General features: G+C 47.3%; 19 protein-coding genes and 1 pseudogene. 9 read left to right on the top strand and 11 right to left on the bottom strand.

Features of this window, described 5'->3' with window-relative positions; genetic code table 11:
* Positions 1–30 precede the first annotated feature (30 nt).
* The 4 genes from JJU34_RS05460 to ubiE all read right to left on the bottom strand — a co-directional run bounded on the left by JJU34_RS05460 (position 31) and on the right by ubiE (position 3,059).
* Positions 31–675: a M15 family metallopeptidase gene (locus tag JJU34_RS05460; protein ID WP_228691366.1), complete on the bottom strand. Its 645-nt coding sequence runs from the start codon at positions 673–675 to the stop codon at positions 31–33.
* A gap of 110 nt (positions 676–785) precedes the next feature.
* A complete protein-coding gene (locus JJU34_RS05455; protein WP_228691321.1) occupies positions 786–1,547 on the bottom strand; it encodes an SDR family NAD(P)-dependent oxidoreductase in 762 nt (253 codons plus the stop codon).
* Positions 1,548–1,614: 67 nt separating this feature from the next.
* Positions 1,615–2,388 (bottom strand): outer membrane beta-barrel protein, encoded by a 774-nt coding sequence (locus tag JJU34_RS05450; protein ID WP_228691320.1) that lies wholly within the window; start codon positions 2,386–2,388, stop codon positions 1,615–1,617.
* Positions 2,337–3,059, bottom strand: coding sequence for a bifunctional demethylmenaquinone methyltransferase/2-methoxy-6-polyprenyl-1,4-benzoquinol methylase UbiE (gene ubiE, locus JJU34_RS05445; RefSeq protein WP_228691319.1), 723 nt, complete (start codon positions 3,057–3,059; stop codon positions 2,337–2,339). Before ubiE ends, JJU34_RS05450 begins: the two co-directional genes overlap by 52 nt.
* 118 nt (positions 3,060–3,177) lie before the next feature.
* On the opposite strand from ubiE, the gene yihA reads away from it, so the two are divergent.
* The 3 genes from yihA (at position 3,178) to JJU34_RS05430 (ending at position 4,622) form a co-directional block, all read left to right on the top strand.
* Positions 3,178–3,780, top strand: coding sequence for a ribosome biogenesis GTP-binding protein YihA/YsxC (gene yihA / locus JJU34_RS05440; RefSeq protein WP_228691318.1), 603 nt, complete (start codon positions 3,178–3,180; stop codon positions 3,778–3,780).
* 66 nt (positions 3,781–3,846) lie between these two features.
* Positions 3,847–4,290 carry a DUF5606 domain-containing protein gene (locus JJU34_RS05435; protein ID WP_228691317.1) on the top strand — a complete coding sequence of 148 codons (444 nt, stop codon included), beginning with the start codon at positions 3,847–3,849 and terminating at the stop codon, positions 4,288–4,290.
* 8 nt (positions 4,291–4,298) lie between these two features.
* Positions 4,299–4,622 (top strand): hypothetical protein, encoded by a 324-nt coding sequence (locus JJU34_RS05430; RefSeq protein ID WP_228691316.1) that lies wholly within the window; start codon positions 4,299–4,301, stop codon positions 4,620–4,622.
* Between the two features lie 41 nt (positions 4,623–4,663).
* Here the strand turns inward: JJU34_RS05430 and fbp are convergent, their stop codons facing one another.
* Positions 4,664–5,674, bottom strand: coding sequence for a class 1 fructose-bisphosphatase (gene fbp, locus JJU34_RS05425; RefSeq protein ID WP_228691315.1), 1,011 nt, complete (start codon positions 5,672–5,674; stop codon positions 4,664–4,666).
* A gap of 51 nt (positions 5,675–5,725) precedes the next feature.
* On the opposite strand from fbp, the gene JJU34_RS05420 reads away from it, so the two are divergent.
* The gene (locus JJU34_RS05420; protein WP_228691314.1) at positions 5,726–6,991 is read left to right on the top strand and encodes an aspartate kinase; all 1,266 of its coding nucleotides are present in this window, start codon (positions 5,726–5,728) and stop codon (positions 6,989–6,991) included.
* A gap of 4 nt (positions 6,992–6,995) precedes the next feature.
* Here JJU34_RS05420 and JJU34_RS05415 read toward each other — a convergent pair whose 3' ends face one another.
* A complete protein-coding gene (locus JJU34_RS05415) occupies positions 6,996–7,868 on the bottom strand; it encodes a fructosamine kinase family protein (RefSeq protein ID WP_228691313.1) in 873 nt (290 codons plus the stop codon).
* Positions 7,852–8,346: a low molecular weight protein-tyrosine-phosphatase gene (locus JJU34_RS05410; RefSeq protein WP_228691312.1), complete on the bottom strand. Its 495-nt coding sequence runs from the start codon at positions 8,344–8,346 to the stop codon at positions 7,852–7,854. The genes JJU34_RS05415 and JJU34_RS05410 overlap by 17 nt, the downstream gene beginning before the upstream one ends.
* 412 nt (positions 8,347–8,758) lie before the next feature.
* Here JJU34_RS05410 and JJU34_RS05405 point away from each other — a divergent pair, with 412 nt between their 5' ends.
* The 3 genes from JJU34_RS05405 (at position 8,759) to JJU34_RS05395 (ending at position 10,708) form a co-directional block, all read left to right on the top strand.
* Positions 8,759–9,388 carry a peroxiredoxin gene (locus JJU34_RS05405; protein ID WP_228691311.1) on the top strand — a complete coding sequence of 210 codons (630 nt, stop codon included), beginning with the start codon at positions 8,759–8,761 and terminating at the stop codon, positions 9,386–9,388.
* Positions 9,389–9,576: 188 nt separating this feature from the next.
* Positions 9,577–9,786, top strand: a complete 210-nt coding sequence (locus JJU34_RS05400; RefSeq protein WP_228691310.1) for a DUF2892 domain-containing protein — start codon at positions 9,577–9,579, stop codon at positions 9,784–9,786.
* Positions 9,787–9,982: 196 nt separating this feature from the next.
* A complete protein-coding gene (locus JJU34_RS05395; protein ID WP_228691309.1) occupies positions 9,983–10,708 on the top strand; it encodes a thioredoxin domain-containing protein in 726 nt (241 codons plus the stop codon).
* A 54-nt stretch (positions 10,709–10,762) separates the two neighbouring features.
* Here JJU34_RS05395 and JJU34_RS05390 read toward each other — a convergent pair whose 3' ends face one another.
* Genes JJU34_RS05390 through JJU34_RS05380 form a run of 3 tightly spaced genes read right to left on the bottom strand, consistent with a single transcriptional unit; the run spans position 10,763 to position 13,374 of the window.
* Entirely contained in the window at positions 10,763–11,806 is a 1,044-nt protein-coding gene (locus JJU34_RS05390) for an aldo/keto reductase (RefSeq protein WP_228691308.1), read from the bottom strand.
* Positions 11,807–11,836: 30 nt separating this feature from the next.
* On the bottom strand, positions 11,837–12,952 hold the full coding sequence (locus JJU34_RS05385) for an aldo/keto reductase (protein WP_228691307.1): 1,116 nt from the start codon (positions 12,950–12,952) through the stop codon (positions 11,837–11,839).
* Positions 12,953–12,999: 47 nt separating this feature from the next.
* Entirely contained in the window at positions 13,000–13,374 is a 375-nt protein-coding gene (locus JJU34_RS05380) for a VOC family protein (protein WP_228691306.1), read from the bottom strand.
* Between the two features lie 359 nt (positions 13,375–13,733).
* Here JJU34_RS05380 and JJU34_RS05375 point away from each other — a divergent pair, with 359 nt between their 5' ends.
* Both JJU34_RS05375 and JJU34_RS05370 read left to right on the top strand, forming a co-directional pair.
* Entirely contained in the window at positions 13,734–13,871 is a 138-nt protein-coding gene (locus JJU34_RS05375; RefSeq protein ID WP_228691305.1) for a hypothetical protein, read from the top strand.
* A gap of 39 nt (positions 13,872–13,910) precedes the next feature.
* A complete protein-coding gene (locus JJU34_RS05370; RefSeq protein ID WP_228691304.1) occupies positions 13,911–14,297 on the top strand; it encodes a hypothetical protein in 387 nt (128 codons plus the stop codon).
* 299 nt (positions 14,298–14,596) lie between these two features.
* Here the strand turns inward: JJU34_RS05370 and JJU34_RS05365 are convergent.
* A pseudogene (locus JJU34_RS05365) lies at positions 14,597–14,871 on the bottom strand (hypothetical protein); the annotation flags it as partial.

Here is a 14,871-nt window from a genome sequence, read left to right as displayed (position 1 = left end):
TTTTTGAAACTAAGGTCGATTATACAATTATTATTCTACAATTTCGAATTTTTCCGCGGCTACTTTTCTGGAGAATGCATCAAAATGCCACCATTCCGAGCCAATCCCTTTAAATCCAGCGCCATTCATCACGCCCCTTAGTAGTTCACGGTTTTGGATATGCGTCTGTGTAATCTTTCCCTCCCGTAGCATCTGATCCTCCCTGTCAGGATAGGCAGGATACCCAAAAAAATCGTAATGGGTACCCATATCCAATGCTTCGCCCGACTGCTTGTGTGCCAGCGTAAGGTCTACCGCTACGCCATAATTGTGTAAGCTTCCACGTCGAGGATCTGCTACGTATAAGGGCTTTAGGCTGTCCGGCTTATCCAGATTATCCCATAAAATCCACTGCACGGACCGGGGCCGGACACCATCGTATATCAAAAGCGTCAACTCGGGGTGACGCTGCTGTAGCAGCCCATATGCCTTCTTCAGCATCTCCGCCACCTCGGGCTGCAAATAGGCGTTTTGCAAATCCCCATACACATCCATCCCAAAGAAGTTATCCGTAGTAGAATACTTCAAATCAACCAACGCTTCGGGGATCACTTCCTGAACATTTGCCAAACCCGCATCAATCAATCGTTGCTCCAACTCACCAACCGTTGGTGGGGTGTCAGATATGCGCTCCATGGTCGCCGAAACCTCTACTTTCGGCTGCGCAGTAGGTGACGCGGCTTTCTCCGGTCCGGACTGGCCACAACCCATCGCCCATACGGCGAGGATCAGAAGTTTCGCCTGCCTCACGTTTGATTGCGGTTAAATACCGTGGCGCTGGCCTGGGCAAGCGGCAATAGCAACACATCTGCCATCACCACGTGCCTGGGGCGGGTGACAGCGAAAGCGATAATCTCAGCCACATCATCGGCAGTAAGTGGGTCAAATCCGTTATATACCCCCGACGCCCGGTCAGAATCCCCTTTGAAACGAACCAGTGAAAACTCTGTCTCCACCGCTCCGGGGTGAACGCCCATTACTTTTATCCCATAGGGATTAAGGTCTACGCGCATACTTTTGGTTAGGGCATCCACGGCATATTTCGAGGCACAGTACACGTTACCCTTGGGGTAAACCTCTTTTCCGGCTATAGAACCTATATTGATGACCTGCCCACTTTTGCGATCTACCATCCCTGGAATAACCTTTCTAGATACATATAGTAATCCTTTGACATTGATATCCATCATGGAGTCCCAATCTTCCACGTCACCCTGGTCTATGGTATCTAGACCGTGGGCATTCCCCGCATTATTGATCAAAACCTCTATCTCCTGCCATTCCATTGGCAGGGACTCAAACGCCTGATTTACCGCCGCCTGATCCCGAACATCAAAAGACAAATACTTATAGGGCGTCTCAGGAGGAAGGACCTTGGCCAACTCCTCTAGACGCTCAATCCGCCGTCCACAGGCGATGATGGCAAATCCTGCCTTAGCCAAATGGATGGCAGTCGACCACCCAATACCGGAGGTGGCGCCAGTAATACACGCTATCTTTTTTTCCATGCCTGAATTTAAAAAATTCCCCGAAGGGATAAAACCCCGAAGCAGTTAAAATACCGGCTTGGTAAAACTATTGAAAGTTCAGGTAAAGGGTAATGCTCTTTCGGCGGATATCACTGACGGAATCGGTGACCCTGGGATCACCAAATCCGGGCCGGTAGAGGTTTGTCAATCCGTGTGAAAAACGGATCTCGGGAGAAAACTTGAAATATTTAAAATACAGATCAAACCCCATTCCCATCTCCAAGGCCAGATCCCGACCCCTAAGAACCACAGGGTCCTCATCCGCTTCCTCCTGATTCTTGGTACGCAGTTGCCCGTTAACACCGCCAATGAAAAACATGCGGGTATTGTTAAACCGCTCAGATTTATACTTAAACAGTACGGGCAGTTCAACCAAGGTCTCCTCGGTCATCAAAGGAACAGTATTGATTCCAACTCCTCCCGCAACATTTGAGGCGTCGGTAAATACCTGCACCTCCGTCTTATGTTCGTAAAACCCGACTTTGGGGGTTAGCATGAGGTTCAACTGATCGTGTAGGCGTGTGGTCACCAAAAACCCCAACGCAAACCCCGGCGAAAACGTGGGCATTACCGCCCTGACATTTGACAATCCGGCATTGGCAGGATCCATAAACGCCTCGGAGTATTTCACCCGCAAGGTACTGTTGTGGGCCGCTAAAAAGAACCCGTAGGAAATAAACTGATCATCGTTTCCAGAGGGGTGTATTTCGATATGCCTTTCTTGTGCAATTAAGCCGTTGGAAACCAACAACAAGAGGGTGAAGAGAATTATTTTTCCCCTACATAGATGGAGCTTATTCCGAACGTGAGTGGTTTGCATGTTGTGTTTTTGAAGCCTACCTTTTCCAGAATATCCAGAAAGTCTTTTCCATCCGGAAAAACCTGTACAGACTCCGGAAGATAGGTATAAGCGGCATTGTCTTTTGAAACTACCTTTCCAATTTTGGGTAAAATATATTTAAAATAAAAATTATATGCTTGTTTCATCGGGAATTTTTTGGGTTTGGAAAATTCCACAATGATGGTCTTGCCTCCGGGCCTCAATACACGGTGCATATCTGTCAGCCCTTTTTCGAGATTTTCAAAGTTCCTGACACCAAAAGAAACGATGACAGCGTCGAATTTATTTTCCTCGAAGAGTAACTTTTCTGAATCTCCCAACTGCAACTCTATGCGATCATCCAGCTTTCGTTTTATCAGTTTCTTACGACCTTCAGAGAGCATTCCCTCAGAAATATCCACTCCAATCACCTTGTCGGGATTGAGTGCCAATGCCTCAATAGCGAAATCGCCTGTACCGGTAGCAATATCCAATATCAGTTTGGGCTGATCCTTCTTGAGTAGTCTTATGGCTTTCTTTCGCCAGATAATGTCTATGCCTAAGCTTAAAACGTGGTTCAGCAAATCGTATTTTTTGCTGATGTTGTTAAACATATCAGCCACCTGCTCTTTCTTGCCACCTTCTTTGTCTTTGTAGGGAACTACTGTCATATCGCTCATTTAAACGCCAAAGTTACTAAGTAAACCCTAGCTATGGAAAAATGTTAAAGATTAATTGGTAGGCACGGTTTAATGAGAAAAGCTTACCTTTGTGAAAAAATCCAGTACGATGATCAAGCAAGCCAAATTTTTAATCAGCAATACGGACTACAAAAAGTGTCCTTCTCCGGATAAGCCGGAGTTTGCCTTCATCGGCCGATCCAATGTTGGCAAGAGCTCGCTCATCAACATGCTAACCGACCACAAGAATCTGGCGAAGACATCCGGTACCCCTGGAAAAACGCAGTTGATCAACCACTTCATCATCGACAACAAGTGGTATTTGGTCGATCTTCCTGGATATGGATTTGCGAAGGTCAGCAAAACCCTAAAGGCAGAATGGGATAAGATGATTCGGGAGTATCTGACTGAGCGGGATAATCTGGAAGCGGTCTTCATACTGATAGACAGTCGACTGGACCCACAAAAAATCGACCTTGAGTTTACGTATTGGTGTGCGGAAAGAGGCATTCCCTTTGCCTTGGTTTTCACAAAAGCCGACAAACAATCGATCACCAAAACAAACGCCAATGTGGATAAATTTTTGGGAGAGATGAAAACTCTGTACGGCGACCTGCCAGATTACTTCGTCACTTCAGCAGAAACGGCGATGGGGAAAAAAGAACTGACTGCCTACATAGAAGAAAATGTGGCCGAATTTTACCACAAGTAATCCGCCACCCCTACTGTTTGACCAACCAACAAACCTTATTTATACCCTAATTACAATTATTGCATCATGGAATTTAAAGAAATAGCAACCGTATCCGGAAAACCGGGCCTGTATAAGGTACTGAAGCCTAGTCGAAGCGGTGTCATCTTGGAATCACTCGACGAGAAAAAAGCCAAATTGGTAGTCGGAGGTAGTCAGCGGGTTTCCCTGCTAAGCGAAATCTCCATTTATACCATGACGGAAGAAGGGTCTACCCCTCTTCATGAAGTGATGAAAACCATCGAAAAGGAATTCGAAGGCGATACCGGTGTACAGGATGCCGATAATGAGGAGCTAAAAGCTTTTTTGAAACACGTGCTGCCCGATTACGACGAGGACAGGGTATATGTGTCAGACATCAAGAAACTGATCAACTGGTACCACATCATCCGGCAGCAGGCGCCAGAGGTGCTGATCGAGTCGGAGGAAGGCACAGAGGCCAGTGCAGAAGAAGGTTCCGTTGAATCCTGAATCCGGCTTTGAAATCCGAAGACAAACCGTTTTTGCCCGCTTGCGCGAAAGATCTAAAAGAAAGGCTGGCTCTGCCGGACACCCCAACAGGCGTGTCCAGGGAGGAGCTGGCTTCTTGTATTTGTCCTACCATCAGCCGGCTTTTGAACCAGCACATGGAAAAGCTATTGCAGCTTTGCTATCAGGTGGACCTAGGAGAGGAAAAACTCAAACAGATTCTCAACCACTCCCCCGTTTCGTCGATGGCCATGGACCTAAGCCTGGCACTCGTAGATCGGCAACTTCTTAAAGTTCGTCTGAGAGCCGCCTACCGCAGTGATCCGGACACGTGAGGGTCACTATTTCCAACGGGTCTTATCCGGTGGAAAAGTACTCACAGATGCCCCATCAATTCATCCACCAACTCCCGAGAACCTATATACAGCGGGGTCCGCTGATGCAGTGATTCAGGCTGAATTTCCAATACTCTTCGTTTACCGTCCGTGGCCAAGCCTCCAGCCTGTTCCGCCAAAAAGGCCAACGCATTGGCCTCGTACAGCAGCCGGATTTTTCCGGTAGGATTTTTAGCTGAAGCCGGATACAGGTATATACCCCCCTTCAGCAAGTTACGGTGAAAATCAGCAACCAAACTTCCGATATAGCGGGAAGTCCTTCCTTTTCGTTTGCATGCGTTTAAAAACTCAACGATGCCCAGCCCTACCGAGGGGGTAAGGCCGTCGTTGATGGTAAAGATCTCACCGGAATCAGGTGCTTGTATATTCGGATGGGAAAGGAAAAATTCTCCAAGAGATCGCTCGTAGGTAAATCCGTTTACTCCGCTGCCGGTCGTATATACAAGCATGGTGGATGAACCGTAGAGTACGTAGCCGGCGGCCACCTGCTGGGATCCCTTTTGAAGCACATCTTGGGATGCAATAGGCGACCCCTGTGGTGTTACCCGCCTATAGATCGAAAAAATCGTCCCTATGGACACATTCACGTCAATATTAGAGGACCCGTCCAAAGGGTCTATCGCTACCACGTATTTTCCGGTTTTGTTTTGCAGGTCGATGACTTCATCGTCTTCTTCCGACACCACTGCACACACCTCTCCACCTTTTGTCAATGCCCGGGTAAAACGGATATTGGCCACTACATCCAGCTTTTGCTGCTCCTCACCCTGCACGTTGGTGTTGCCAAATGCCCCGGTAACATGGGTCAATCCGGCCCTGCCTATTTCCCTGGAAACGATCTTGGAGGCCAGTGCAATGTCCCGAAGCAACTGGGAAAGCTCCCCCGTAGCATAGGGAAAATCGGACTGCATACTTTTGATAAAGCGGTCTAGGGTCACACCCACTGTGTATCCCAGCGGTGAGTTGTCTTGTATGTAAGGCTTGGTCTTCATAACTTTGACGGAATTTACAAAAAATCTGCGGATTTAACCCATTTCTCCTGCATGGTTCAGCCTTTTGTTTTCAAATTTGGCGGTGCTTCCGTCAAAGACGCTCCCTCCTTTCAAAATGTCGCAAACATCCTCAAATCCAGATGGAAAAATGGCTTGGTAGTCGTGGTTTCAGCTTCTGGAGATACCACCGACCACCTAGAGCTGATCATCGAAAAGGCCTATGCAGGGACTTCCTTTGACGGGGAACTGGCTGAATTGGAAACCTACCATCGGGAAATCTGCGCGGCTCTTTTCCCGGCAGATCACGGCATTTTTACACAGGTATCCAATTCCTTTTCCCAGCTAAAACGAAAGCTAGGCAGCGATCCCAAGTCCGAAGGCAAGGCCTTCCTATACGATCAAACGATCGTCTTTGGCGAACTGATCTCTACCCGTATCCTACAGGAGTACCTTTGCCTCAACGGGCTTTTCTGTGTATGGCAGGATGCCCGCGAACTCATAGCCACCGACTCCACCCATAAGATGGGAAAAGTTGATTGGGTCCTGACCATGCAAAGATGTCGAAAATACCTCTCTCCTAAGCTGGAGAATTACCCCGTGATCACCCAAGGGTTTATGGGCAGCGATTGGCTGGGACATACCACCACATTGGGCCGCGAAGGCTCGGACTTCACAGCAGCAATCCTTGCCGTAAGTCTGGGAGCCAAATCGGTCTCTATCTGGAAAGATGTGGCCGGAATCCTGAACGGCGACCCAGACTTATTTCCCGACGCCGTGAAGTTTGATCACCTCGACTTCGAAGAAGCTGCCGAGATGACATACTTTGGCGCCAAGGTGATTCATCCCAAAACGATCAAGCCCCTGGCCAAACAGAAGATCCCGCTGTACGTCAAATCCTTTGTAAATCCGGAGCTTCCGGGCACTGTGATAGGTAGCTTCGAAGACCACCCGAAAATCCCGATCACGGTCATCAAAACCAAGCAAATTTGGATTACCTTCCGGGTTCGGGATCTTTCCAAGGTGGGCGGATTCCACTACGAGGAGATCTTTAAAGCAGCCAAAACTTTTAATTGGACCGTAAACCTGCTCCAAAGCAGTGCGGTAACCGTCCACTTGGTGATTGACCAACCTGAGCAGATGCCGAACCAGTTTCCTAAACAGTTACTGGAAACTTTTCACATCCATAAAACCGAAGGGCTTCAACTTGTAACAGTGAAAAACTACGATGAATCCCATGAAGCGACCTACAGAAAAACAACTGAGGAGGTGTTTTTGACCGAAAAAAGCCCCAGCACGTTGCACATGCTGGTTCGATAAGGCGTTAGTAGAAACGCTCTATCACCCGAAGGATACCCGGGAGGTAGCCGGTTCCAAATAAATTTAGATGAACCAACAAAGGATACAGATTGTACACATCCTTCCTTTCCTCAAATCCAGGCTCCAATGGAAAAATATCGTTGTATGTTTCATAAAACTCATCAGAAAACCCGCCAAAAAGTCGGGAAAATGCAAGATCCATCTCACGATGTCCATAGTATACCGCCGGGTCTATCAAGACAGGCTCGCCTCGAGTAGTCCTCATGATATTGCCCGTCCATAGATCCCCGTGCAGCAGGGAGGACTTTTCACTGGGAAAAAACCCCTCGAGGAAAGGGTAAATGGCCCGTACTTTTTGCAGGACTTCCTTGGTAATTAACTGATGGAAATAAGCCCGTTGTAGCATAGGTTCCAATCTTTCATCGATAAAAAAACTGGTCCAGTCTCTATGCATCTCGTTGGGCTGGGGCAAAATGGAGATGTAATTGGGGTGATCGAGGCCAAAACCTACCTGAGTTGCCATGTGAAGCTCCGCCAAGCCCTCTCCAAGCACCCTCCAATAATCTTTGGAACGGACCCCCTCCCTAACCCATTCAGTCACCAGATAATTGATCCCGTCGACCTGCCCAAAACCGTATACTTCCGGGACAAAAAGAGACGTGTTCTCGGCCAGCAGTTTTAGGCCAAGAGCCTCTTCCCGAAATAGGTTTTCGTCGGTCTCTTGATTTATTTTTAGAAAAAAACTACCCCAGGAAGTCCTTAAACATAGGGCCTGATTGGCGTGGCCGGCAGCAATTAGGGTGTATTTTTTAAGAAAGATGTTCCCGCCGAACACCTTTAAAAGAATAGAGTCAAAGGATTCACTGGGGTTTTCCATGAATACTTGGAAGGTGTTCCAACTTAGCCAAAAACTGATCTAACGAAGTATCCAGAATACGGTATACCTCCTCAAACCCATCCATGCCTCCATAATAGGGGTCGGGAACATCTACAAATGAGGCATCGGGGGCAAACTCACTGAGTAAGTGTACATGTTCCGTCTTCTGCTTGTAACGCTGGCCCAGCTTCACAGTGTTTTGATAGTTGGAGGTGTCCATCGCCACTAGGTAATCAAAATTCCGGAAATCGCTTCGATGCAATTGCCTTCCCCGGTGATTGATCGGAATCCCGTATCGGTCTGCGCAAGCCAGGGTACGCTCATCGGGAAGCTCGCCGATATGGAAATCCGACGTGCCGCAACTATCCGAACTAAGAAAACTCCCCAAACCACGGGCAGCCACCTTGGCATTAAAAATCGCTTCCGCTAAGGGGGAGCGGCAGATATTTCCCAAACAAATAAATAATACTTTAACCATTAATGGGCGTTTAATAAAAGCGTAGTTTCTGATAGCGCTGGAACAGACAAACGGAAGTATTAAAATTAAACATTTTATTAAATATCATCCTTATGAATTGACCAATTCTTGTCTTAATTTTGTGTTCAGATCAGAATACGGACACAATTTTAACAAAAATTGTTCCGAATAGTAAACCCAAATACCTTTTTTAAAGCCGGATAGCCCCCATGGCTATTTTTAACCCAAAATACCCAAAACCAATTTAGCTGAACATCAATCGCTTATTGAATTGACTGCATTTACCCAAATTTTAAATAATTATTTCGAGAACTTAATTCAAATTGTATTGGTTCAGAATATTCAGTTGAAAACACCCGAGGTAATCCACTTCTAGAAGAATTTTCAATTTTACCATAAATCAACAACAATTATGTCATTAGTAGGAAAAAAAGCACCTTTGTTTCATGCCGCTGCCGTAGTGGATGGAGAAGAAATCGTTGAAAACTTCTCGTTAGAGCAGTATATTGGAAACAAGGACGTTATTTTCTTTTTTTATCCAAAGGACTTCACCTTCGTGTGTCCAACGGAAATTTTGGCCTTTCAGGAAAAACTGGCCGAGTTCGAAAAAAGAGGCGTTGCCGTAGTAGGAGCTTCGTGCGACACCGAAGAGTCACACCTGGCATGGTTGATGACTCCAAAGGCGCAGGGTGGCATCGAGGGCGTCACCTACCCCATCGTAGCAGATCCAGTTAAAACCATTGCCCATAACTTTGGCGTATTGGCCGGAGACTGGAATTACAACGAAGAAGGTGCTCTTACGTATGAAGGCCTTCCTGTAGCCTACCGTGCCACCTTCCTGATCGATAAAGAAGGCGTGGTTCGTCACGAAACTGTCAATGACCTGCCACTTGGTAGAAATATAGACGAAATGCTCCGACTGGTAGACGCTCTAAGGCACGTGGAAAAATACGGAGAAGTATGTCCGGCCAACTGGGAAGAAGGAAAAGAAGCGATGACTGCGAGCAGAGAAGGCGTTGCTTCTTACCTTTCTAAAAACTAAACAGTTCAAAACTATTCCTTTTTTCGCAAAAGCCCCCGGCATCGTCCGTGGGCTTTTTTCTTTTTGCCACAGCATTGTGTAACAAAAGTACCTGACCCCCCTCAAAAATGCACCGATATTTACGTCATCGAACATTGCCTGCCTAGTTGGCCGGGAGGTGTTCGATTTCACCAAAAACCCAAAAGATCATGCAAAAAAATATCGGAAATTTAGACAAAATAATCAGGCTATCCATCGCAGTCCTCATCGGTGTTCTTTTCTTGACAGGCGCCATTTCGGGTACCCTCGCTATCGTGCTTGGAGTGGTAGCTGCCTCCATGTTGATCACCTCTCTCGTCGGATTTTGCCCACTGTATTGTCCATTGGGAATCAATTCCTGTAAAATCAACAAAGGATAGACAGCTAACAAAGTCATCTCCTTGGCGTATGGACACCTCCACCAACTCTAGTAGATGATAGGTAGAGGATACCGCAAGTTCCCCCTGAAATCGGAACTGGGGGATTGCTGTTTTGTCGATCATCCATTGCTTCTTCCCAAATTGAACGATTTGTCCTAACTTTGGAGTTATCATTGGATTACATAAAGCTTTTGATATGCACAGATTAGTAACAGCCCTATTGGTTTTGGTCGGTCTCAGTTGCGCACCTAGACAGCAGCAAGAACAGCAAAGCAGTCAAGTGACCGACAAAATAGAATTCACGGCAGGTGAATTTAATGAGCTGATTAAAAAGGCCTCCAACCTTCAACTGGTAGATGTACGCACGCCGGAGGAGTTCCGCAAAGGACACATCGAGCATGCCGCAAATGTAAACATCAACGGCGATCAGTTCAAGGATCAAATGCGTGCCCTGGACAAATCCAAACCGGTTTACATTTACTGCCTTAGCGGTGCCCGAAGTAAAGTGGCCGCGCAATACCTACGCGAGAATGGATACCAAGAAGTCTATGAGATGCCCGGTGGAATTTTGGAGTGGAGGAGCGCCGGGTTACCGGAAGTTGTACTCGAAAAGCGCGAAAGTGGCGGCATGAACCTCGCTGAATACGAAGAACTGCTTAAAACCGACAAGTTGGCGCTGGTGGATTTTTATGCGGCCTGGTGCGCACCTTGTAAAAAAATGGAGCCTTATCTGGAGAAAATTTCCGAGGAAATGGCTGATAAGGTTACGGTAATACGTATAGACGCAGACGATAACCCGGATCTATGCAAAGAATTAGGCGTCTTGGCACTGCCTGTTCTGAAGCTGTATAAAAACGAAGACCTGGTATGGGAACACTCCGGGTACATTGAAGAAGAAGGAGTCCGGAGTCAGTTGAATTAAACGGTTTCTTCAGACCCCTTCTTGCTTAAAACGTTTTACAGGACACTCAACAGTTTAACCGTAAAAATCCGGAGTTGGGTTAAGTGTCTTATTTTTCCACTGATGCCAATAGGGGTAAGCTGGTGGAACCTCGCTTGCTGCATCCAATCGTTTGATTTGCTCTACAGAAAGCGCCCAACCTACAGCACCCAGGTTCTGCCGCAGTTGCTCTTCGTTTCGTGCGCCTATGACCACCGAGGAAACGGTTGGACGCCGCAGGAGCCAGTTGATGGCTACCTGGGCAATACTTTTACCGCATTCCTGTGCAATTTCACCCAGCACATCCACCGTATGGTAAAAGACTTCTTCATTTACCACCATATCTGGAATGGGGCTGCCACCCTGTGCGATCCTTCCCTCTTGTGGTATGGGGCGATTTCTTCCATATCGGCCACCCAGTCTACCCGCCGACAAGGGAGACCATACCAGTGCTCCTACTCCCTGATCCAACGCCAACGGCATGAGTTCCCATTCGTAATCTCGATTTGCCAACGAATAATACACTTGGTGTCCCACATAGCGATTCCAGGCATAGCGGTCCGACAGGGCCAATGATTTCATCAAATGCCATCCCGAAAAATTGGAGGCTGCCAGGTACCGGACCTTCCCGCTTTGTACCAGATCATCCAAGGTACGAAGGGTTTCCTCCACAGGGGTCACCCCGTCAAAGCCGTGCATGTGGTAAATATCAATGTAGTCCGTCCCCAAGCGCTTCAGGCTGCCCTCTATCTGTCGCAGGATATGAAACCGGGAGGATCCCTGATTATTGAGCCCCTCCCCAAAGGGAAAGGTAGACTTGGTAGACAGCAAGAGCGTGTCACGTCGCTTGCCGGCAATCGCCTTACCGAGTACTTCCTCCGAAAGGCCTCCCGAATAAACATCCGCTGTGTCAAACAAATTTACGCCCGCCTCCAAGCAGATATCAACCAGCTTCTCGGCTTCCTCGACTTGGGTGTCTCCCCAAGCTTTAAAGAACGCGTTGCCTCCGCCGAATGTGGCTGTCCCAAAACTTAATACAGGCACCTTGAGTCCAGATGCTCCCAGAAATCGGTATTCCATGGTTTAAAATAAGTTACGTTTGAGGAAAATTTACGAATTAGGTATCGGAGCGCTTGCCGAGATCAATCGCTCATGCTTCAGTTCTTCCCAAAAGGCCCCAGGAATAACCGCTGTGAATGAGGCCGCATTCTCCTCCACCTGCTGCACCGTATGTGCCCCCGGGATAACCGCCGATACGCTATTTGGCGCCGCAGAAAATTGCAGGGCAGCAGTTCTCAGGTCCACGTGGTGGTTTGCCGCCACACGCTGTAGGGCCGCTAGCTTCTCACGGACTCCCTCTGGAAAGGTCCCTCCATATAGATAACGGTCTTTTCCGGACAAAAACCCGGCACATAGAGGAGCTCCTACCACGACCGAGATATCCCGCGCCGCCACCTTTGGGAAAACCCGCTCCAAGAGGTCTTCGTGCTTGATCAAAGAATACTGACACGCAGAAAGAAACACATTTGGATCAGCCACCTCCATGGCTTTGAGGATCGGTTCAATGGTATTCACACCAAATCCCCAACCTTTTATGATTCCCTCATCCCGCATTTTGGTCAGTTCGGGCATGGCACCCTTGGCTGCCGCATCAAAATACGTCACCCAATCTTCCTTCATGTCTCCATTGTCGGGAGACAAATCGTGGATAAACACGATATCCAAGGAGGACAGGCCCAAACGCTGCAAACTATCCTCTACACTCCTGCGCACCCCCTCCGCAGAATAATCGTACGTGTAGCGGAAATTTAACTTGCCCTTCCAAATGGTATGGCTGAGGTCAAAATCCTCGTGGGGATGCAGAATCCTGCCAATTTTTGTCGATAGCGTGTAGGCGTCTTTGGGTTTATCACTTAGTGCTAAGCCTAACCGGCGCTCACTGATACCCAGTCCATACCAAGGGGAGGTATCGAAAAAACGTACTCCTGCGTCCCATGCAGCCTGAACCGCAGCGATACAGTCACCGTCCGGGTTTACCTGAAAGCCATTTCCAATCGCTACTCCGCCGAATCCGGATTTTTGGCTCAATGATTTTGTAGTGGTAGTTGGTTTTTTTTCCATAGCTGTTGAATGTAAAGATACAAACGGGGAAGCGGAGGCGCCAAAGGGCATCATTGCAGAAATAGACCCTACGGCAGATTTTGACAAAAACGATCTTCTATCCATAGCTTCTACTTGGGTTAGGGTGCTTCGGCAGAAGCCCAAGAATGACCTCAGTGCTTGGCTACCGCCTGTTTGTATTCAATCAACTCAAACCGGTTGCCCCAGGGATCCCTGAAAAAGCACCGGTCACGCCCGTCTATTTCAGAGGAGTAACTGACATCAACACCCCGACTTAACAGGAACGATTTGGCCTCGGCCAGGTCTCGAATTTCAAAAGCGGGATGGCGGGAGGAATCCGAGGTATGCCCCTCCTCTTCCCGCACGTGCAGCTCCGCATCGCCCAACTGAAACCATAGGGCCCCATGGGGATGCTGGCCTTGAATCTCGGTAAGGGCCAACACCTGGGTGTAAAACATCCTCGCCTGAGCGCGCGACCCTGGCGGAATGCTGATCAACACATGGTCTAGACGTATAAAATCTATCATATATCTTGCCCTTTGTTCTCAAAAATAAGGACACCTACACGAAAGACAATAGCCAATGAAGATAAATTTTGAGGTGGCTCCAAACAAAGATTTTCCAATCCCCGCTGTTTAGCGGAATTATTTCTCCGCATCTCCAATCCTCCGCGCGTTTGACAAGCTGGCAGATAATTTCTATTTTCACCTTATGAAAACGACTGTGGTGCTATAATTTCGCTTTTGGGCTTCTTTTCTTAAGCAATGCGCTATGTTCCTAACATAGCAGCCTTTTTATGTTGTTCACCTTTCATTCACGGTTTTCACCAAATTAACTGGTCAAAGGAAGCCTTTCGCTACTTGTAAGGATCTATACCATTAAACACATGTCAGAAATGCTAAGTGAAAACCAAATAGAACAGTTTATCCTCAGTGGGTTTCTTCGCATCGACCAGGCATTTTCCCCAGCAGTCGCAGATGCAGCTTTAAACATCCTTTGGAATGACCTTCCTTGTGATAGGTAAAATCCATCCTCTTGGAAAGAACCTGTGATTCGTCTGTGTATGTATACGCAGCAACCATTTATCGAACCGCTAAATACACCGAGATTGAAATCGGTTTTTGATCAATTGGTTGGCAAAGGTAAAGGGAGCCCTTGCCAAAGTGTTGCAAGGTTATTATCCAAAGAAGGCGATCTAGGTCTTTCTTTTATGGAACTCGCAGGTAAGTTAAAGGAGCTCCCGAAAAGAAAAACAATCCATGCAACCGGTAAAGCAAGCACCATTTTTTTATGCCATCCGTTTCTGGTTCACTCGGCACAACCGCATAGAGGAAGTACGCCTAAATTCATGGCACAACCGCCTTTGTTGCTAAGAGGAGAAGTGTCTACTTCTGGCTATGACAGTAGCCTCTCTCCCGTTGAAAGAGCTATTCGTTTGGGAATAGATTAGGCATAAAGAGGTTTATTTTGGAAGAGGTTGTTTTTTAGCAGCGCCTTTGATGGCTGATCTCCCGAGCATCGGGACCATCGGAGGGTCTATCTATTGGTTGCCCAATAGTCCTCCATCCATTTCAAAGCATTCAGCCCATAGAGGTTGATTCAGGCCACACACGGTCTACGGTAGCCGTAGTTGCCGGAATTCGAAGATGAAAACTGTCAACCGAAAGCGTGACCGATTAAAGGCCCCAACCACCATAACCTCACATAAACAGACAATTACGGTTACCATTTATTGTGGGTATGTGCCTACTATTCTTGGTCATCTAATCCTTTTACAGTCATTAACAAAAAATCAAGGCATTTTGAGTAATCTAAATCTCCATGTTCAAGTCCAATCTTTCTAACATTTGAATAATAATCTTTTACGTTTTTATAATAATTCTTTTCTAATTGAACCGATGTTGGATATTCCGGTGATGCTGACCCCCCAATCCAGCCATACTGACCCCCCCTGGATTTGAGGTTTTTGGAACTTAGTAGCCTGACAAAGTTACATATTTTTTCTTCTTCTGCTTTCTCCCCTC

Source organism: Lunatimonas sp. (genome assembly GCF_020832325.1).
GTDB lineage: Bacteria > Bacteroidota > Bacteroidia > Cytophagales > Cyclobacteriaceae > Lunatimonas.
The sequence above is the reverse complement of the archived record's forward strand: the minus strand, read 5'-3'. Positions and strand labels throughout refer to the sequence as shown.